Origin of the sequence: Bacillus sp. CH_48, from assembly GCF_038008465.1 — a bacterium.
Taxonomy (GTDB): domain Bacteria; phylum Bacillota; class Bacilli; order Bacillales; family Bacillaceae_G; genus Bacillus_A; species Bacillus_A thuringiensis_S.
Genome location: NZ_JBBOZF010000001.1, coordinates 2,509,484 through 2,528,700 on the forward strand (window position 1 = coordinate 2,509,484; position 19,217 = coordinate 2,528,700).

Consider the following 19,217-nt stretch of genomic DNA (forward strand, 5'->3'; position numbering starts at 1 on the left):
GGTAGCCCTGGAGCATCTTTTCTGAACGGAATAGTTCTTATTAGGAAAAGACGGATTTGTCCGTTATCAAATTAAGAGTATAAGCAAATTATGAATTTGTTTGTAAATAAAGGTGGTACCGCGATGTCCCTCGTCCTTTTTGGATGAGGGACATTTTTTATTTTAAGGAGGGAAAATAATGTCAAACACGGAAAAGAATTTACCAACTAAATATGATCATATGTCCGTTGAAGAAGGCCTTTATCAATGGTGGCTTGAAGGCAAATATTTTGAAGCAACAGGAGACGAGAAGAAACAACCGTATACAATTGTAATTCCACCTCCGAACGTAACTGGTAAGTTACACTTAGGTCATGCTTGGGATACAACTCTTCAAGATATTTTAACTCGTACGAAGCGTATGCAAGGATACGATGTACTATGGCTTCCAGGAATGGACCATGCTGGTATCGCAACACAAGCGAAAGTAGAAGGAAAACTTCGTGAAGAAGGTATTTCACGTTACGATCTTGGCCGTGAAAAATTCCTTGAAAAAGCTTGGGAGTGGAAAGAAGAGTACGCTTCTCACATTCGTCAACAATGGGGGAAAGTTGGTTTAGGACTAGACTATTCTCGTGAACGCTTCACATTAGACAAAGGTTTATCAGATGCGGTTAATAAAGTATTCGTTCAATTATACGAAAAAGGCTTAATTTACCGTGGTGAATATATCATCAACTGGGATCCAGCAACACGCACAGCTCTTTCTGATATTGAAGTAATTCATAAAGAAGTTCAAGGTGCATTCTACCATATGAACTATCCGTTAACAGATGGTTCTGGCCACATTCGTCTTGCGACAACTCGTCCAGAAACGATGCTTGGTGATACAGCAGTAGCAGTTCATCCAGAAGACGATCGTTACAAACATTTAATCGGAAAAACAGTTACACTTCCAATTGTAGGCCGTGAGATTCCGATTATTGCTGATGAGTACGTAGAAAAAGACTTCGGAACAGGTGTTGTAAAAATTACACCAGCTCATGACCCGAATGATTTTGAAGTAGGTAACCGTCATGACTTACCACGCATCTTAGTAATGAATGAAGATGGATCGATGAACGAAAAAGCTGGTAAGTATAACGGTATGGATCGTTTCGAATGCCGTAAAGCATTAGTGAAAGACTTACAAGAGGCTGGCGTATTAGTAGAAATCGAGCCTCATATGCATTCAGTAGGTCATAGTGAGCGTAGCGGTGCAGTAGTTGAGCCTTACTTATCAACACAATGGTTCGTAAAAATGGCTCCACTTGCAGAAAAAGCAGTAGCACTTCAACAAAAAGAAGAAGAAAAAGTAACGTTCGTACCAGAGCGTTTTGAAAACACATACTTACGCTGGATGGAAAACATTCATGACTGGTGTATTTCTCGTCAATTATGGTGGGGACACCGTATTCCAGCTTGGTATCATAAAGAAACTGGTGAGGTATACGTAGGTACAGAAGCACCAGCAGATATTGAAAACTGGAATCAAGATAATGACGTACTGGATACATGGTTCAGTTCAGCGCTATGGCCGTTCTCAACACTTGGTTGGCCGGATGAAGATTCAGCAGACTTTAAGCGCTACTATTCAACAGATGCATTAGTAACTGGTTATGACATCATCTTCTTCTGGGTATCTCGTATGATTTTCCAAGGTTTAGAGTTTACAGGCGAGCGTCCATTTAAAGATGTATTAATTCACGGTTTAGTTCGTGATGAGCAAGGTCGTAAGATGAGTAAATCTCTTGGTAACGGTATTGACCCAATGGATGTTATCGAGAAGTACGGTGCAGATGCAATGCGCTATTTCTTATCAACAGGAAGTGCACCAGGTCAAGATTTACGCTTCAGCATGGAGAAAGTAGAATCTACTTGGAACTTCATTAATAAAATTTGGAATGCATCACGCTTCGTATTAATGAACATGGATGATATGAAGTATGAAGAAATCGATTTAACTGGTGAAAAATCAGTTGCAGATAAGTGGATCTTAACTCGCTTAAACGAAACAATCGAAAGTGTAACACGTAACATGGATAAATATGAGTTCGGTGAAGCTGGACGTTCATTATACAACTTCATTTGGGACGATTTCTGTGACTGGTACATTGAAATGGCGAAGCTTCCACTATACGGTGAAGATGAAGCAGCTAAGAAAACAACTCGTTCTATTTTAGCTTACGTATTAGACCAAACAATGCGTCTATTACATCCATTCATGCCATTCGTAACAGAAAAAATTTGGCAACATTTACCACATGAAGGCGAATCTATTACAGTAGCTGCGTGGCCAACAGTTCGCGAGGATTTACAAGATACGGAAGCTGCGGCAGAAATGCACCTTCTAGTTGATATCATTCGCTCTGTTCGTAACATCCGTGCAGAAGTAAATACGCCAATGAGCAAAAAAGTTCAAATGCAAATTAAAGCAAAAGATGAGGCTGTACTTGCTCAACTTACGAAAAACAGCTCTTACATTGAGCGTTTCTGTAATCCAAGCGAATTAACAATTCAAACGGATTTACAAGCGCCAGAAAAAGCAATGACTGCAATCGTATCAGGTGCAGAGTTATTCTTACCATTAGCTGATCTTATCAATCTTGATGAAGAGAGAGCTCGTCTTGAGAAAGAACTTGAGAAGTTCGATAAAGAAGTAGAACGTGTACAGAAGAAACTTTCTAACCAAGGTTTCGTAGCGAAAGCTCCTGCGGCAGTTATTGAAGGAGAGCGTGCGAAAGAGCAAGATTACCTAGAAAAACGCGAAGCAGTTCGTCAACGTCTAGTAGGTCTTGAAAAGTAAAAATGTTTTTAGAGACTCACTATATTGGTGAGTCTCTTTTCTTTGCGTATAATAGAACTATGAAAGTTGTCTTTTGAAAGGGGAAAAGCATACGTGATACATACATACGAAGAAGCGATAGGGTGGATTCATAGCCGATTGAAATTTGGAATTAAGCCAGGATTAGAAAGAATGAGATGGATGCTAGAAGAACTCGGAAATCCAGAGCGTCATATAAAATGTGTTCATCTTGCTGGTACAAATGGAAAAGGTTCAACGTTAACATATATGCGCTACATGTTAGAAGGCGCGAAATATAAGGTAGGAACGTTCACCTCTCCTTATATCGAAACATTTAATGAACGCATTAGTGTGAATGGGACACCAATTGCAGATGAAGAGATTACTGAACTTGTAAAGATGGTAAAACAAGTCGTGGAAAAACTAGATGAGACGGATTTAGGGGAAGCGACGGAGTTTGAAATTATTACTGTTATGGCAATTTGTTATTTCGGTAAAGTCAATTTCTGTGATGTTGTTTTATTTGAAACAGGGCTTGGTGGACGTTTTGATTCTACTAATGTTATACACCCTGTTCTCACGATTATTACGAATATCGGTCACGATCATATGCATATTTTAGGGAATACACTAGGAGAAATTGCATATGAAAAGGCGGGGATTATTAAATCTGGTGTGCCGGTAATTACTGGTGTGCAGGACGAAGAAGCTTTGGAAGTCATTCAAAATGTTGCAAAGGAAAACCATGCAAACCTATACGAACTTGACAAGCATTTTACAGCGTTACATAAGCAGTCTAAAGAAGATGGGGAAGAGTTTGATTTTACTTGTCCTTTTGCCGCATTTGAAGATTTGCAAATCTCAATGAAAGGCATTCATCAAGTAGGAAATGCAGCGCTAGCACTTATGGCAGTCATGTATGTAAAAACATATCTATCATTTTTAATTGAGGAAGAGGAAATAAGAACGGGATTACGGGAAGCGTATTGGATTGGGCGCTTTGAAAAGCTGCAAAGTAACCCGGATATTATTATAGATGGTGCCCATAATCCAGAAGGTATTGAAAGCCTTGTGAAAACAGTAGAAGCGCATTACAAAGATAAAAATGTAATAGTTTTATTTACTGCCCTTGGTGATAAACAATTGCATAACATGGTAGGCCAATTAGAAACCATTGCAGATGAAATTATTTTTACAACATTCGCCTTTGATCGTGCTATCTCTGCTGATAAACTTGCATCATATTCACAAAAAGAATCAAAATTAGTTTTTGAAAATTGGAAAGAGGCAATTGATACAAAAGTTGAAATGATAGGAGAAAATGATGTTTTCATCATAACAGGTTCTCTTTATTTCATTTCTGAAGTTCGAAAATATATTCGCGAGAAAAACTAGATAGTCTTTGCTATCTAGTTTTTTGTTCTACAAATGAAGTCAAAAGCATACATATAAGATAAATATATAGGGTTATTTGGCGAATTTCTCTGACAAATATCTCGTTTTTTTGTGAAAGGAATATGATATGATGCGGACAACGATAAGAGGTGAGGTGTGAGTGTATGGACAAGCAATCACGAACGATCTCAGTGAAAGTGAATGGAACAGAAGCGAAGTATGAGGAAAAGAAGAAAGATGAATTTGAATGGATGGTAGTAGAAGGTGAACGACCGAGAAATGTTGTTCCGTTTCAAAAAGCGAAATCGATGTCTGTGGAAAAATACCGAAAGAAGTGGAGTAATACATTAATTGCAATCGTTGCAACCGCAATTATTATCGGTACGGCGTTTGGAATGGGGATGCTTCATTTACTCACCGGACAAGGAACGACAGGAGGAAGTGAAGTAACAGCTTCCAAGCCGACTGGGAATGGAGAATCAAAGGTGGGTGGAACGGCAGGACAAACATCAGAACCAAAAGAAGAAAAACAAAAAGCACAGGTAGGAGTGTCATTGGATCCGATGAAATTATTTTTTGTTCAAGGGGGGCTTTATTCTTCTGAAGAAAAGGGACGAGCAGCTCTTGAAGAATGGAAAGGCAATGGGGGCATTGGAGCTTTGAGACCGAGCGGGGATAAGTATGCAATAGTTGTTGGTATTGCTAGCGATGAACAGGCTATAAATCAATTAATGACTCAGTATAAAAATGATGGTGTCTCCGTTTTAAAAAAGAACTGGGATATAACAGATAAAGCGTTGCTGAAAGATGATAAAGAAGTAGGAACATTTTTAACAAAAGTGCAGCCATTATACACTCATTTAGCAAAATATGCTTCTAGTGTACAAGTTGGTGGAAAAAGCAGCGCAAAAGATATAGAAGCGATTGAAAAAGAATGGAAAGCGATTGAAAAAGAGGGGGAAAGTATGAAGCAAGAAGAAGCAAAGAAACTGTATATGTATACGTCGGTAGCTGTACAAACAGTAAAAGATGGGAAAATGGATAAGGAATCTTTGGTGAAATTAAATCAAGTTATTATTGATGGCCTACTTTCGTATGAAAAAATTGTTTCGTAGAAAGTGAAATGATAGGATAATAAAATGAGTAAGAAAGAAGTACATGTACTTCTTTCTTTTCTTTTGAATTTAGAGCAAAGTGCTTTCTCTATGACAGGAATATAATCGTATGCAATAAAGAATTGTTATTTTAGTTAGAGAAATTAATATTTCTTTCATTTGTGGACAAACTATTCCTTTGATACGATTGATATAAATTGTTCTGCTTCATGTGAGAAAGGAAGGAGAAAATATGAAAAAAATAATTTTAGCTTCAGGATCACCTCGGAGGAAGGAATTGCTTGAGTTAGCTAGCATACCATTTGAAATCGTTGTAAGTGAAGTAGAAGAAACAATTGGTGCATATTCATCGCCTTCTGATATTGTAATGTCGCTTGCCTTGCAAAAAGCATCAGCGGTGGCAGAAAATAATAGTGATCACATTGTGTTAGGTGCAGATACAATTGTTACATATGAGTCGCGTATTCTTGGTAAGCCTTCTAATGAGGATGAGGCGAAAGAGATGTTACAATTACTATCAGGGAAAACACATGAAGTGTATACAGGTGTTGCGATTATATCAAAAGAAAAAACGGTTACTTTTTATGAGCGTACAGAAGTTACGTTTTGGGAGCTAACAGAAGAGGAAATTGATACATACGTCACGTCGAAAGAACCTCTTGATAAAGCCGGTAGTTATGGGATTCAAGGTAAAGGATCTATTTTCGTTCAAAATATTCAAGGGGACTACTATAGTGTAGTTGGCTTACCAATTGCACGTCTCGTTAGGGAATTAAAACAATTTGATATTGATGTAACCCATGCGTAAAATTGCATGGGGTTTTCTTTGAGAGAACAAATAAAGGAGTGGAGAGATGAACGGTATTCGTGATGTTGTAAGAGAAGAACAGCCACGGGAGCGTTTATTGTTAGAAGGTGCCGGAAGTTTATCAAATCGAGAGCTTCTCGCAGTATTACTCAGAACAGGTTCTAAAGAAGAAACAGTGTTAAAGTTATCAGATAAAATTTTACACCAATTTGATGGCTTACGTATGTTGAAAGATGCAACATTAGAAGAGCTAATTAGTATACATGGTATTGGGATTTCAAAGGCATCGCAACTTATGGCAGCCTTTGAACTAGGCAGAAGAATGGTGCGTTTAGAATATCAAAATAGATATAGTATTCGAAGTCCAGAAGATTGTGCGAAATACATGATGGAAGAAATGCGTTTTTTACAACAAGAGCATTTTGTTTGTTTATATTTAAATACAAAAAATCAAGTTCTACATAGGCAAACGATTTTTATTGGAAGTTTAAACACGTCAATTGTACACCCCAGGGAAGTTTTTAAAGAAGCCTTCCGTCGTGCAGCAGCCTCTATTATATGTCTTCATAACCATCCCTCAGGAGATCCCACGCCGAGCCGTGAAGATATTGAAGTAACAAAACGTTTAGTAGAATGCGGCCAGATTATCGGAATTGAAGTGCTAGATCATATTATAATAGGTGACCATAAATTCGTGAGTTTAAAGGAAAAAGGTCATATTTAAGACTATGCTTTTTACTTATTTTGTTTTATAATGTGATTTATGAGTTTTTTGTAGAAATTTATCTACAAAAAGGATAAAGATATAAAAAACGTACTGTTTTTATAATATAAAGTAAGAAAAAATGAGTCCGTGAAAACAAGAAAGGAAGATAAATAATATGTTTGGATTTGGTGGATTTACTCGCGATCTTGGAATAGACTTAGGAACTGCGAACACGCTTGTATATGTAAAAGGAAAAGGTGTAGTTTTACGTGAACCTTCAGTAGTTGCGTTACAAACTGATACGAAACAAATCGTTGCTGTAGGTAGCGACGCAAAACAAATGATTGGTCGTACACCAGGGAACGTTGTGGCACTTCGCCCGATGAAAGACGGTGTAATTGCTGATTATGAAACAACTGCAACAATGATGAAATATTACATTCAACAAGCTCAAAAATCAAACGGTTTCTTCTCACGTAAGCCGTATGTAATGGTATGTGTACCATCTGGTATTACAGCTGTAGAAAGACGTGCAGTAATCGATGCGACTCGTCAAGCGGGTGCTCGTGATGCTTATCCTATCGAAGAGCCATTTGCAGCAGCAATTGGTGCAAACTTACCTGTTTGGGAACCAACTGGTAGTATGGTAGTTGATATCGGTGGTGGTACAACAGAAGTTGCAATTATTTCTTTAGGAGGTATTGTAACAAGTCAGTCAGTTCGTGTTGCTGGTGATGATATGGACGATTCAATCATTCAGTACATTAAGAAAAGCTATAACTTAATGATCGGTGAAAGAACAGCTGAAGCATTAAAATTAGAAATCGGTTCTGCAGGCGAGCCAGAAGGTATCGAGCCTATGGAAATTCGCGGTCGTGATTTAGTAAGTGGTTTACCAAAAACAGTACTAATTCAGCCAGAAGAAATTGCAGATGCATTAAAAGATACAGTAGATGCGATTGTAGAATCAGTTAAAAATACACTAGAAAAAACTCCACCTGAATTAGCAGCTGATATTATGGACCGCGGTATTGTATTAACAGGTGGCGGGGCATTACTACGTAATTTAGATAAAGTAATTAGTGAAGAAACAAAAATGCCAGTTCTTGTTGCAGAAGACCCATTAGATTGCGTAGCAATTGGAACAGGTAAAGCATTAGACAATATCGATCTTTTCAAAACTGCTGCTCGATAATATTGCAAAATAAAAATCAGTGAAATTAAGAGGGTGTGAACGTGCCACAGTTTTTCTTAAACAAAAGATTAATTGTTTTGTTAGTTAGTATTATTCTTCTCGTGGCATTGATTGGAATCTCATTGAAAGAACGGAACAGTTTAACATGGCCAGAGCAGTTTGTTAAAGACACTGTCGGTGTTGTAGAACGTGTATTCCAAAAGCCAGCGAAATACGTAGCTGGATTCTTCGAAAATGTAGAGGATGTAAAGCGCACGTATGAAGAGAATAAAGAATTAAAAGCAAAATTAGATAATTATGCAGGTCTATCAGGGAAAGTAAAACAATTAGAAGATGATAACAAGAAGTTACAAGAGTTAACTGGAAAAAAGGAGTTGCTGAGCGATTATACTGAGATTCCAGCTACTGTTGTTTCTCGTAGTTCAGATAAATGGTACGATTTAATTGGAATTGATAAAGGGGCACAGCAAGGAATTAAAAAAGATATGGCTGTTATGACTTCACAAGGTTTAGTTGGACGTGTGAAAAGTGTATCTCAGTTTACATCATCAGTAGAGTTATTAAGCTCTATGAGCCGAACAAATCGTGTATCTGCTATTGTACAAGGGCAAGAAAATATCTTTGGTTTAATTGAAGGTTACGACAAAGAAAAACACTTACTTCTTTTCACAAAGATTGGTTCTGATGCAAAAGTAGAAAAAGATCAAATGGTTGTAACATCTGGACTAGGTGATATTTTCCCGAAAGGTCTTGTAATTGGGAAAATCGTTGATGTACAACCAGATGCATACGGCTTAACAAAAACAGCTTATGTAAAACCTGCCGCTGATTTAAATGACGTAGAGCATATTATGGTTGCTAAACGTAAAAAGCCTTCAGCGCCATTAGAATAGGAGGGAGAGAAGAGATGATGAAGATTTTAAAAAGAGCAGCTCTTCCTCTTTTGCTCCTTTTTGTGTTTCTATTTGAAAATATGTTTGCTACCATTGTTCCAACAAATGTGTTTTGGAAAGAGAGTATAGCAGCACCGCATTTCTTTATAATCGTCTTATGTTTTATTACAGTGTATTATAGTCCGGTCCAAGGGATTTATTACGGACTATTATTTGGTTTCTTATTTGATACCGTATACACAGAACTTGTCGGTATATATATTTTTGCTTATCCGATTTTAGCTTATTTAGTTTATAGTGTGATGAAAGTACTGCAATTGAATTTATTTATTGTTGTTTCCATCATATTAGCTAGCGTTGTAGCACTAGAGTATTATGTGTATGGATTTTTAACTTTGTTGGGACGTACTCATATGCCAGCGTATGTCTTTTTCACAGATCGTCTCCTTGCTACTTTATTGTTAAATGCTATTTTCTTGTTGATAGTTTGTTTCCCACTGAGACGATATATATTGCGTCTTTCAAAAGCGATGGAAGAAAAAGAAAAAAGGATTTTCTAATTTTATGTCGAATTGAATCGGTGGGGTGAACTTTAGTGGAAGAAAAAAAGCAACAAAATGTAACGATAAAAGGGACAAAAGATGGGATAACGCTTCATTTAGATGATTGTTGTTCATTCTCTGAATTGTTGATAGAATTAGACGAAAAACTTTCTACACATTACTACGATGGTGATGGACGCTCTTTAATTGAAGTGCATGTGAAAGTAGGAAATCGTTATTTAACAGAAGTCCAACAAGAAGAGATTCGTACGTTAATTCGTAATAAAAAGAATCTTGTTGTGGATTCAATTAAAAGTGATGTTATCACTAAAGCAGAAGCAATAGCTTGGAAAGAAGAAACAGAAATTGTCCCTATTTCCAAAATTGTTCGCTCTGGACAAGTTTTACATGTAAAAGGAAATTTGTTGTTAATTGGAGATGTTAATCCAGGCGGAACGGTTATCGCTGGGGGGAATATTTTTGTTGTAGGATCATTAAGAGGAATTGCACATGCTGGGTATTATGGGGATTCGGATGCTGTAATCGCTGCATCTGTTATGAACCCGATGCAACTTCGAATTAGTGATGTGGCAATGCGGGCTCCGGAAGAGAAAGAAGACGGAGCGGAGGCGGCAGAATGTGCGTATATTAATGAGAACAATCACATTGTTGTCGATCGCCTGCAACTTCTCACTCATCTTAGACCTAATTTAACAAAGTTAGAAAGGGGAATTGTATAGCTGTGGGAGAGGCAATAGTAATTACATCTGGAAAAGGCGGAGTAGGTAAAACTACAACGTCTGCGAACATTGGTACGGCCCTAGCGTTATCTGGAAAGAAAGTGTGCTTAATTGACACAGATATCGGTCTTCGAAATTTAGACGTAGTAATGGGGCTGGAAAATCGTATTGTATTTGATCTTGTTGATGTCGTTGAAGGGCGTTGCCGTTTACCTCAGGCTCTTATTAAAGATAAACGTTTTGATGATCTTTATTTATTACCTGCAGCACAAACGAGTGATAAATCAGCGGTAACACCTGAACAAATGGATGAATTAATACAAGTATTACGTCAAGATTATGATTACATATTAATTGATTGTCCTGCGGGGATTGAGCAGGGATTTAAAAATGCGGTAGCTGGTGCGGATAAAGCAATCGTTGTTACGACGCCAGAAGTATCCTCAATGCGCGATGCGGATCGTATTATTGGGCTTTTAGAAAAAGAGGATATTGAACCACCAAAACTTGTTATTAACCGTGTACGTAGTCATATGCTTCATGAACAGGATATGTTAGATGTTGATGAAATTGTACGTACATTGTCAATCGAGCTTCTTGGTGTTGTCGAAGATGACGATGAAGTTATTCGAGCTACAAATACAGGTGAACCTGTGGCGTTGCAACCAAGCGGAAAAGCAGCGTTGGCTTATCGTAATATCGCAAGACGCTTGTTGGGTGAGAATGTACCATTACAAGCATTTGAACAAGAAAAGGTATCGGTATTTGCAAAGGTAAAAAACTTCTTTGGAATCCGTTAAAAGCACTTCGCACATATGCGAAGTGCTTTCTTTTTTCTTCACACGAATATCTTTCTTTCTTAGCTCATACACATGTACAAACTGTATACAACTGTTTCTATTGAAATTAGCTTACGGAAAGAAAGGAGACAGTATGAAGAATAGACGCGTAGAAGAAATTAAAAAGCGGATTGCGAAAAGGAAGGCCGAGCAAGAAAGGATGGAGGAAGAGCAGTATTTTACCGGAGGGAATTTTGGTAGCGAAACAGTATTTATTGAAGAAGGAGAAAAGGAAATTCACCCTTTATTTCGAAAGGAAGTCTTTTTCTTCAAAGTTTTATTATCAGCAATATTAGTTCTTTCGGTTGCTATTTTATATAAGAATGCCCCGTCTTCGTTCGATGGTGCTAAAGCTGTTACAGAAAAAGTGATGAAAGAGGAATTTCAGTTTGCTACTGTAGCGAAATGGTATGAAAAGCAATTTGGAAAACCGCTTGTATTTTATTCACCGAATGAGAAAAAAGAAGGAAGTATTCAGCAAAAAAATTATGCAATTCCTGCTTCTGGAAAAGTAATGCAAGGGTTTCAAAAAAATGGCCAAGGTGTATTTGTCCAAACAGCTACAAATGCAACGGTTGAGTCAGTGAATGAAGGATTAGTTGTTTTTGCGGGTAAGAAAGAGGAACTTGGAAATACAGTTCAAATTCAACATGCAGATGGTACGGAGTCATGGTATGCAAATTTAAACGATATGTCAGTGAAATTATATGATTACGTTTCAAAGAAACAAAAAATTGGAACGGTGAGTAATGATACAAATGATAAAAATGGAAAGTTTTATTTCGCGATAAAAAAGAATGAAAAATTTATTGATCCGATCCAGGTGATATCATTTGATTAAATATAGGGACGTCTTAACGAAAATTTCCGTGCATCCATTATTTTGGGTTATCATTGTCATTGGTATTTTTACTGCACGTTTTAAAGAATTAATACTGTTATTTTGTATTGTTCTTATTCATGAACTTGGGCATGCTCTTGCAGCAGCGCACTATAATTGGCGTATAAAAAAAATTCAGCTTTTGCCGTTTGGTGGCGTGGCTGAGCTTGAGGAACATGGTAATAAGTCGTTGAAAGAGGAACTTGTTGTCGTAATTGCAGGACCGATTCAACATGTTTGGATGATGCTAGTAGGTTATATATTATTTGAAGCCGGTTGGCTGAACGCGGATTTATATTATTTCTTTATGTGGAATAATATAATTATTTTAGCGTTTAATTTACTCCCTATTTGGCCGTTAGATGGCGGGAAAGTATTGTTTAATATACTATCATATCGTTTTCCTTATTTACAAGCACATGGAAAGATGATGAAATTGTCATGTGTTTTTTTTGGTGTAATATTAGGATGGCAGTTACTCTGGAATAGCAATAATATTATGATGTGGGTACTACTCATGTTTTTGGCAGTGTCGTTATATCAAGAGTGGAAACAAAGACGGTATGCCTTTATGCGTTTTTTATTAGAACGTTATTATGGGAACAAAAGAGGAATTGAAAAGATTGCACCTATTGAAGTGCAATCAGAAGATCATTTATATAAGATATTCACAAAATTTCGTAGAGGATATAAGCACTCTATTATCGTCCATGGAAAATATAAAGAACATTACACATTAGATGAAAATGAACTGCTCTATGCATATTTTACTGAAAAACGAACAACTTCATCAGTTGAAGAATTAATCGGTTAGTGTTGACGATAGCACTAACCTTTTATTATTGTAAAAGCAAAGAAGATTATAAAGTGAGGAAATAATTTTGAAAACGTTATATGTGAATTACGCTGGATCGGAAAAGCGCGTTGCAATTGAAGAGAAGAAAAAAATTGTTGAGTTTTTATGGAAACGTAATGAAGAGCAAGAGATTGTTGGGCATATTTATGCCGGACGTATCGTAAGAACAATCGCTGGAATGAACGCAGCATTTGTAAACATCGGTTTAGAAAAACATGCGTATCTTTCATACGATGATGTACCATCTTGTTATCGTATACATGAAGGGCAAGCGATTCTCGTACAAGTTGTAAAAGAGGCAATTGATACGAAAGGGCCTAAATTGACAGCGAATATAGAATTTACCGGGAAATATGTCGTTTATATGCCGTTTGATGAGATGCGCGCTGTTTCTCGGAAAATAAAAAATAATAAAAAAAGACAACAGTTACTCCAAATTGAGGTAGAAGGAACAGGGGGTTACATTTTCCGCTCTGCTTCTGAAAAAGGAGCGATTGAAGAAATACAAGCTGAAATGCAAATGTTACAGCAGTTATATGAAGAGCTAAAAAGAAAAGAGGGCCAAGGAAAGGCGCCGTTATTACTTCATCGACCGGCCACCTTTTTAGATCGTGTATTCCAAGAGAATCCGATTGAAACAATTGAAAAAGTAGTTGTAGATACAAGAAGTATAGTAAAAGAATTAGAGGGGAAGATTGGAAAAGAAAAAGTATCTTTTTATAATGAAAAATCTTCAATGTTTAACCATTTTGGAATAGAGCGTGAAATCGAGAAAGCACTTCAAAAAATTGTATGGCTCCCGAATGGTGCTTATTTAATTGTGGAACAAATGGAGACGATGACTGTAATTGATGTGAATACGGGCAAGTTTACTGGAAAACAGAATTTACAAGATACAGTCCTTCGTACAAATGAAGTGGCAGCTGAAGAGATTGCACGTCAATTAAGACTGCGTGATATCGGTGGTATGATATTAATTGATTTTATTAATATGAAAAGAAGAGAAGATAAAGAAATGGTAAGAGAATGTCTCATGGCTGCTATGCAAAATGATCGCACATATACAAGAGTGCTTGGGTTTACAGAGTTAGGGATTTTAGAGATGACACGTAAACGTAAGAAACATTCTTTACGCGACGTATTACTAGAAGAATGTGTACCGTGCAAAGCGACGGGGTATATGATGTCATATGAGACAATTGCGTATGAGTTAGAGAGAGAGCTAATTACATATGGCAATATAGAGGATGAGGCAGTATTAATCGCTGCACCTAAAGACTTGCAAAAACAATTTTTGCAAAAAGAATTACAAAAAAATATTCCATTTGAAATTTATTTCAAAGATGATATGATCGAAAAGTATGCAATTGTCCGTTTTGGAAGTAAAACAGAAATTGTAGAGCGGAAAAAATAGTTAGCAGAACATTTATTGACAACCGTCTATGATTCATGATAACATCTTTATGTTATAGTTTATAGCACCTAAACGGCTATATGCTACAACCGCACAAGACAGGTTCCCTAAAGGCATATATGTCTACCTCGTTTTTGGCGAGTCTTAGTAATTAAGAGGAGGTGCAAGTATGTACGCAATTATCGAAACAGGTGGAAAACAAATTAAAGTTGAAGCTGGTCAAGCAATCTACATTGAAAAATTAGATGTTGAAGCTGGTGAAACTGTTACTTTTGACAAAGTTCTTTTCGTTGGTGGCGAAAACGTTAAAGTTGGTAGCCCAGTTGTAGAAGGTGCAACAGTTACTGCGAAAGTTGAAAAACAAGGTCGCGCTAAGAAAATTATCGTTTTCAAATACAAAGCGAAAAAGAACAATCGTAAGAAACAAGGTCATCGTCAACCTTACACTAAGCTAGTTGTTGAAGCTATCAACGCTTAATCCAGGTTAACATGATTAAAATTACGATAAGTCGCACGAAATTAGGAAGTATCCAATCATTTAAAATGACTGGACATGCCGATTATGCGCCACATGGACAAGACCTTGTCTGTGCTGGAACTACAGCGGTTGTGTTTGGTTCTATAAATGCAGTGGAAGAACTTTGTAATGTGCAGGCAACTATTGAACTCGGAAGTGATGGCGGATTCTTAACGTATGAATTGCCTAATGATTTAGACGTTCATACAGTAGAAAAAGCACAGATACTTTTGGAAGGATTGGTTGTTTCGCTTAAGACGATCGAACTTGATTACGGAAAGTATATCCGTTTAATAGAAAAAGTGCAGGAGGTGTAACGTATGTTAAGATTAGATCTTCAGTTTTTCGCATCTAAGAAAGGTGTAGGTAGTACAAAGAACGGTCGTGACTCTCAGTCAAAACGTCTTGGTGCTAAACGCGCAGATGGTCAAACGGTTTCAGGTGGTTCAATTCTTTACCGTCAACGCGGTACAAAAATTTATCCAGGTGTTAACGTTGGTCGTGGTGGCGATGACACTTTATACGCGAAAGTTGACGGCGTAGTACGCTTTGAGCGTCTTGGCCGTGACCGCAAACAAGTGAGCGTATATCCTGTTGCTCAAGAAGCATAAGAACTCACGGAAAACTCTAACCTGAGTGCAGGTTAGAGTTTTTCTATATTAAGGGGTATCTAAATGAATGAAAAATGGACAATTATAGATGCATTGCGCCATTCAAGACATGATTGGCTCAATCGTATGCAGATGGTGAAAGGAAACCTTTCCCTTGGAAAAGTGGAAGAAATTCATAGTCTCATCGATCGTTTTGTCCAAGAAGCGAGACAAGAATCCAATCTGATGGGGCTATCAATGCCTTTATTTTCAGAGTGGATTTTAACATATAATTGGAAACAGCAGCCGTGCTTATTGGAGTACGAAGTATTAGGGGAATTACATAACTTATCTCACTTAGATGAGACTGTATGTACATGGACGAATCAATTTTTCTCGATGCTTCAGCATAGTTTAGACGTATATGTTGAAAATTATGTTTGTATCACAATTGAATGTGACGCGGATAATGCTCGTTTCTTTTTTGATTTTCGTGGTAAGCTAACGAGTGTAGAAGAACTACAGAATTGGCTTGCGACCCAAAACAATAAATGGTATTCCATTTCTTATACAGTGCGAGACGAAGAAGTCTCAGTTATATTACAACCAATTGAAAAAGTGTGGTGAAATAATGTTTGTAGATCAGGTCAAGATATATGTAAAAGGCGGCGACGGTGGTAACGGTATGGTTGCGTATCGTCGTGAGAAGTATGTTCCTAAAGGTGGCCCAGCAGGTGGCGACGGCGGTAAAGGTGCAGATGTTGTTTTCGTAGTTGAGGAAGGCTTACGTACATTAATGGACTTCCGCTACCAACGTCATTTCAAAGCTGATCGCGGTCAGCACGGAATGAGTAAAGGTCAGCACGGACGTAAATCTGAAGATTTAATCGTAAAGGTTCCACCAGGAACAATAGTAAAAGATGAAAAAACTGGTCAAATTCTTGCCGATTTAGTAACGCATGAACAAACTGCTGTAATCGCAAGAGGTGGCCGTGGTGGCCGTGGTAACTCACGTTTCGCAACAGCTACGAACCCAGCACCAGAAATCGCTGAAAACGGAGAACCAGGTCAAGAACGTGATGTCATTCTAGAACTTAAAGTACTAGCAGATGTTGGACTTGTTGGATTCCCAAGTGTAGGTAAATCTACATTATTATCTGTTGTATCATCAGCACGTCCGAAAATTGCAGAGTATCACTTTACAACAATCGTTCCGAATCTTGGTGTTGTTGAAACTGGTGATAACCGCAGCTTCGTGATGGCTGACCTTCCTGGACTAATTGAAGGCGCACATGCTGGCGTTGGACTTGGACACCAATTCTTACGTCATATCGAGCGTACACGTGTAATTGTACATGTTATTGATATGTCTGGTTTAGAAGGCCGTGAGCCATATGAAGATTATGTTACAATTAATAATGAATTAAAAGAATACAATATGCGTTTAACAGAGCGTCCGCAAGTTGTTGTAGCAAACAAAATGGATATGCCAGATGCAGAAGAGAACTTACAAGCATTTAAAGAGAAAGTGGGAGACGAAGTAAAAATCTTCCCAATTTCAGCTGTAACGAAACAAGGTGTTCGTGATTTACTATTTGAAGTAGCGAACTTATTAGAAACAACACCAGAATTCCCAATGTACGATGTTGTCGAAGAGTCTGAAGCAAGTGTAATGTATAAATTTGATGCTGAAAGTCTTAAATTTGAAATTACACGTGAAAGTGACGGCACATTTGTTATTTCTGGTTACGATATCGAGAAGACATTCAAAATGACAGACTTCTCACGTGATGAATCTATACGTCGTTTCGCTCGCCAAATGCGCGGAATGGGTATTGATGAAGCGCTTCGTGCACGTGGTGCAAAAGACGGAGATATTGTAAAAATTCTTGAATATGAATTTGAATTTATCGATTAAGACTGCCGAAATATGGCAGTCTTTTTTTTATCCCACTATTTGCCCGTAGAACCTCCACTGATTAAAGTATCACTTTATATTGCAATAGTTAGATTATTATAGGGAAAAATCCCCACTAATTAAATTTTCAATTTATAATGGAAAAAGGAGTAAATGTAGAAGAATTCTTTTATGGGGAGAAAAAGAACATGTATAAAATATTAATTGTAGAAGATGATGAGAAAATTGCGGGAATATTAGAGGAGCATTTAGAAAGGTATGGCTATCAATCATTTAGAGCAAGTGATTTACGTCATATAAAAGATGAGTTTGTAAAAATAAATCCTCATCTTGTGTTACTTGATATTAACTTACCGTACTTTGACGGTTTTTATTGGTGTCGTCAAATTCGTACTGTATCGAATGCGCCGATTATTTTTGTTTCTGCAAGAACAGGGGAAATGGATCAAGTGATGGCGATTGAAAATGGCGGCGATGATTATATTACGAAGCCATTCCATTTAGATATCGTAATGGCAAAGGTGAAGAGTGCGCTTCGCCGTGGCTATGGAGAGTATGCCTCTGCTGCTGAGATTGATTGTTTAGGTGTAAATGGACTGTTGTTATTCCCGTCCCAGCATATCGTTGAGTGGCAGGGACAACAAACTGAACTGACAAAAAATGAGTTTTACTTATTAGAGTGTTTAATGAAACAGGTGAATCAATATGTAACGCGTGAAGAACTGTTAGAAGCTCTATGGGATGAAGTAGCATTTGTGGATGATAATACATTAACCGTAAATGTAAAACGTGTAAGGAAGAAACTAGAAGAGCTAGGCATTAAAAATGCAATTGTAACGAAACGTGGATATGGTTATGCGCTTCTTACGGAGTGGGGCGAAGGGCATGAAGGTTAAAAATTACCTCGTGGATCGCTTTCCTTTAATTCTTTCTTATATTGTTAGCCTTTGTTTATTTGGGCTCGTTTTGCAGTTGCAAAGTCTTTTAGAAAAGAAATCCATTGATTGGAGTACGTGGTTATATGGACTTTTATTAGGAACAGTTGTGTTTACTGTATACCTCATTTACGATTATCGAAAACGGAGTGTGTTTTTAAAGAGGATCGAAAAGTACGTTACTGGCGGAAATACATTACATGACTCTTTACTTATTGATGAATCTTATACATCAGAGCAAGAAATGGTCGTTGAATCTTTTACGTTATTAAGACAGCAATATATGAATGAAATTCATAAACAGCATGCGAAAGAGCAACAGCAAATGATATTTATGAACCAATGGATTCACCAAATGAAAACACCAGTATCTGTTATTGAATTATTGTTGCAGAAGTTTGGCAAAGAGCATCGTGAGGCAAGAGTAACAGTTGAAAGTATCCGTGAAGAAAATAACCGTATACTAAATGGGTTAGATTTAGCGTTACATATGGCAAGACTAGAGCAGTTTGCGAAAGATTATAAGGTAGAAGTAGTAAATGTTATAGATATCGTGCGAGGTATTATTAATGAAAACCGAAAATCCTTCATTCAATCGTCTGTATTCCCGAAAGTGATGTTTGAAGAAGATACTTGTATGGTTGCATCTGATAGAAAATGGCTGAGCATTGCTATAGGTCAAATTGTTGTAAACGCAATCAAGTATACCAAAATTTCAGCGGTAGAGAAAAAAGAAATTCAATTTCAAATTGAAGAGAAAAATCAAAAGGTGTTATTACATATTAAGGACAATGGAATTGGTATTCCAGAGCAAGACGTAAAGCGCATATTTGACCCATTCTTTACGGGAATAAATGGACGTAAAACGAGAGAAGCGACTGGGATGGGCTTATATATTACGAAGGAAATTTGCGATAATTTACATCATGGAATGTATGTTCAATCGGCTGAAGGAGAAGGGACAACATTCACGTTCCAATTTGCAAAAGATGAAGAATATCATACATTGATGAGAAAAATGACAAAACTGTAAGATAACAAAACGTTTTG

At 37.3% G+C, this 19,217-nt stretch carries 20 protein-coding genes and 2 other annotated features (1 of these 22 cut by a window edge); all 20 genes read left to right on the plus strand.

The genetic code is table 11. From position 1 onward, the window contains the following. Nucleotides 1–141, plus strand: a binding site (T-box leader) (it extends 91 nt beyond the left edge of the window). Between the two features lie 37 nt (nucleotides 142–178). The 20 genes from N2V92_RS12595 (at nucleotide 179) to N2V92_RS12690 (ending at nucleotide 19,200) form a co-directional block, all read left to right on the plus strand. Next, nucleotides 179–2,824 (plus strand): valine--tRNA ligase, encoded by a 2,646-nt coding sequence (locus N2V92_RS12595; RefSeq protein WP_016077237.1) that lies wholly within the window; start codon nucleotides 179–181, stop codon nucleotides 2,822–2,824. A 93-nt stretch (nucleotides 2,825–2,917) separates the two neighbouring features. Next, a complete protein-coding gene (locus tag N2V92_RS12600) occupies nucleotides 2,918–4,219 on the plus strand; it encodes a bifunctional folylpolyglutamate synthase/dihydrofolate synthase (protein WP_000582079.1) in 1,302 nt (433 codons plus the stop codon). Nucleotides 4,220–4,383: 164 nt separating this feature from the next. Next, on the plus strand, nucleotides 4,384–5,334 hold the full coding sequence (locus N2V92_RS12605; protein WP_042595877.1) for a hypothetical protein: 951 nt from the start codon (nucleotides 4,384–4,386) through the stop codon (nucleotides 5,332–5,334). Between the two features lie 232 nt (nucleotides 5,335–5,566). Then, nucleotides 5,567–6,142 carry a Maf family protein gene (locus N2V92_RS12610; RefSeq protein ID WP_000720491.1) on the plus strand — a complete coding sequence of 192 codons (576 nt, stop codon included), beginning with the start codon at nucleotides 5,567–5,569 and terminating at the stop codon, nucleotides 6,140–6,142. A gap of 46 nt (nucleotides 6,143–6,188) precedes the next feature. Beyond that, nucleotides 6,189–6,866 carry a RadC family protein gene (gene radC / locus N2V92_RS12615; RefSeq protein ID WP_001013396.1) on the plus strand — a complete coding sequence of 226 codons (678 nt, stop codon included), beginning with the start codon at nucleotides 6,189–6,191 and terminating at the stop codon, nucleotides 6,864–6,866. Nucleotides 6,867–7,023: 157 nt separating this feature from the next. Beyond that, complete coding sequence (gene mreB, locus N2V92_RS12620) at nucleotides 7,024–8,043, plus strand: cell shape-determining protein MreB (protein WP_000466736.1); 1,020 nt, start codon at nucleotides 7,024–7,026, stop codon at nucleotides 8,041–8,043. Between the two features lie 41 nt (nucleotides 8,044–8,084). Continuing rightward, nucleotides 8,085–8,936, plus strand: coding sequence for a rod shape-determining protein MreC (gene mreC, locus N2V92_RS12625; RefSeq protein ID WP_001135484.1), 852 nt, complete (start codon nucleotides 8,085–8,087; stop codon nucleotides 8,934–8,936). A gap of 14 nt (nucleotides 8,937–8,950) precedes the next feature. Then, nucleotides 8,951–9,496, plus strand: a complete 546-nt coding sequence (gene mreD / locus N2V92_RS12630) for a rod shape-determining protein MreD (RefSeq protein WP_000975762.1) — start codon at nucleotides 8,951–8,953, stop codon at nucleotides 9,494–9,496. A gap of 35 nt (nucleotides 9,497–9,531) precedes the next feature. Further along, nucleotides 9,532–10,218 (plus strand): septum site-determining protein MinC, encoded by a 687-nt coding sequence (minC, locus tag N2V92_RS12635; RefSeq protein ID WP_000391514.1) that lies wholly within the window; start codon nucleotides 9,532–9,534, stop codon nucleotides 10,216–10,218. Nucleotides 10,219–10,220: 2 nt separating this feature from the next. Continuing rightward, on the plus strand, nucleotides 10,221–11,018 hold the full coding sequence (gene minD / locus N2V92_RS12640; protein ID WP_000503309.1) for a septum site-determining protein MinD: 798 nt from the start codon (nucleotides 10,221–10,223) through the stop codon (nucleotides 11,016–11,018). 133 nt (nucleotides 11,019–11,151) lie between these two features. Continuing rightward, nucleotides 11,152–11,898, plus strand: coding sequence for a stage IV sporulation protein SpoIVFA (spoIVFA, locus tag N2V92_RS12645; protein ID WP_000797477.1), 747 nt, complete (start codon nucleotides 11,152–11,154; stop codon nucleotides 11,896–11,898). Further along, the gene (locus N2V92_RS12650) at nucleotides 11,891–12,751 is read left to right on the plus strand and encodes a M50 family metallopeptidase (protein ID WP_000599047.1); all 861 of its coding nucleotides are present in this window, start codon (nucleotides 11,891–11,893) and stop codon (nucleotides 12,749–12,751) included. Before spoIVFA ends, N2V92_RS12650 begins: the two co-directional genes overlap by 8 nt. 67 nt (nucleotides 12,752–12,818) lie before the next feature. Further along, complete coding sequence (locus N2V92_RS12655) at nucleotides 12,819–14,207, plus strand: Rne/Rng family ribonuclease (protein ID WP_000855476.1); 1,389 nt, start codon at nucleotides 12,819–12,821, stop codon at nucleotides 14,205–14,207. A gap of 77 nt (nucleotides 14,208–14,284) precedes the next feature. Next, nucleotides 14,285–14,362, plus strand: a sequence feature (ribosomal protein L21 leader region). 14 nt (nucleotides 14,363–14,376) lie between these two features. Continuing rightward, on the plus strand, nucleotides 14,377–14,685 hold the full coding sequence (gene rplU / locus N2V92_RS12660; RefSeq protein ID WP_000270907.1) for a 50S ribosomal protein L21: 309 nt from the start codon (nucleotides 14,377–14,379) through the stop codon (nucleotides 14,683–14,685). A gap of 11 nt (nucleotides 14,686–14,696) precedes the next feature. Beyond that, complete coding sequence (locus tag N2V92_RS12665) at nucleotides 14,697–15,041, plus strand: ribosomal-processing cysteine protease Prp (protein ID WP_002082112.1); 345 nt, start codon at nucleotides 14,697–14,699, stop codon at nucleotides 15,039–15,041. 3 nt (nucleotides 15,042–15,044) lie between these two features. Further along, nucleotides 15,045–15,335: a 50S ribosomal protein L27 gene (rpmA, locus tag N2V92_RS12670; RefSeq protein ID WP_000944957.1), complete on the plus strand. Its 291-nt coding sequence runs from the start codon at nucleotides 15,045–15,047 to the stop codon at nucleotides 15,333–15,335. 63 nt (nucleotides 15,336–15,398) lie between these two features. After that, nucleotides 15,399–15,941, plus strand: coding sequence for a sporulation initiation phosphotransferase B (locus tag N2V92_RS12675; RefSeq protein WP_001003580.1), 543 nt, complete (start codon nucleotides 15,399–15,401; stop codon nucleotides 15,939–15,941). A gap of 4 nt (nucleotides 15,942–15,945) precedes the next feature. After that, nucleotides 15,946–17,232, plus strand: a complete 1,287-nt coding sequence (obgE, locus tag N2V92_RS12680; RefSeq protein ID WP_000497121.1) for a GTPase ObgE — start codon at nucleotides 15,946–15,948, stop codon at nucleotides 17,230–17,232. Nucleotides 17,233–17,420: 188 nt separating this feature from the next. Continuing rightward, nucleotides 17,421–18,128: a response regulator transcription factor gene (locus tag N2V92_RS12685; protein WP_042598461.1), complete on the plus strand. Its 708-nt coding sequence runs from the start codon at nucleotides 17,421–17,423 to the stop codon at nucleotides 18,126–18,128. Next, nucleotides 18,118–19,200 (plus strand): HAMP domain-containing histidine kinase, encoded by a 1,083-nt coding sequence (locus N2V92_RS12690; protein ID WP_000865417.1) that lies wholly within the window; start codon nucleotides 18,118–18,120, stop codon nucleotides 19,198–19,200. Before N2V92_RS12685 ends, N2V92_RS12690 begins: the two co-directional genes overlap by 11 nt. Nucleotides 19,201–19,217 lie beyond the last annotated feature (17 nt).

Coding starts and splice junctions, on each gene's coding strand:
- N2V92_RS12610 (WP_000720491.1), top strand. CDS start 5,567: ATGAAAAAAATAATTTTAGCTTCAGGATCACCTCGGAGGAAGGAATTG.
- mreD (WP_000975762.1), top strand. CDS start 8,951: ATGATGAAGATTTTAAAAAGAGCAGCTCTTCCTCTTTTGCTCCTTTTT.
- N2V92_RS12690 (WP_000865417.1), top strand. CDS start 18,118: ATGAAGGTTAAAAATTACCTCGTGGATCGCTTTCCTTTAATTCTTTCT.
- N2V92_RS12605 (WP_042595877.1), top strand. CDS start 4,384: ATGGACAAGCAATCACGAACGATCTCAGTGAAAGTGAATGGAACAGAA.
- spoIVFA (WP_000797477.1), top strand. CDS start 11,152: ATGAAGAATAGACGCGTAGAAGAAATTAAAAAGCGGATTGCGAAAAGG.
- obgE (WP_000497121.1), top strand. CDS start 15,946: ATGTTTGTAGATCAGGTCAAGATATATGTAAAAGGCGGCGACGGTGGT.
- N2V92_RS12665 (WP_002082112.1), top strand. CDS start 14,697: ATGATTAAAATTACGATAAGTCGCACGAAATTAGGAAGTATCCAATCA.
- rpmA (WP_000944957.1), top strand. CDS start 15,045: ATGTTAAGATTAGATCTTCAGTTTTTCGCATCTAAGAAAGGTGTAGGT.
- N2V92_RS12685 (WP_042598461.1), top strand. CDS start 17,421: ATGTATAAAATATTAATTGTAGAAGATGATGAGAAAATTGCGGGAATA.
- radC (WP_001013396.1), top strand. CDS start 6,189: ATGAACGGTATTCGTGATGTTGTAAGAGAAGAACAGCCACGGGAGCGT.
- N2V92_RS12675 (WP_001003580.1), top strand. CDS start 15,399: ATGAATGAAAAATGGACAATTATAGATGCATTGCGCCATTCAAGACAT.
- mreB (WP_000466736.1), top strand. CDS start 7,024: ATGTTTGGATTTGGTGGATTTACTCGCGATCTTGGAATAGACTTAGGA.
- N2V92_RS12595 (WP_016077237.1), top strand. CDS start 179: ATGTCAAACACGGAAAAGAATTTACCAACTAAATATGATCATATGTCC.
- rplU (WP_000270907.1), top strand. CDS start 14,377: ATGTACGCAATTATCGAAACAGGTGGAAAACAAATTAAAGTTGAAGCT.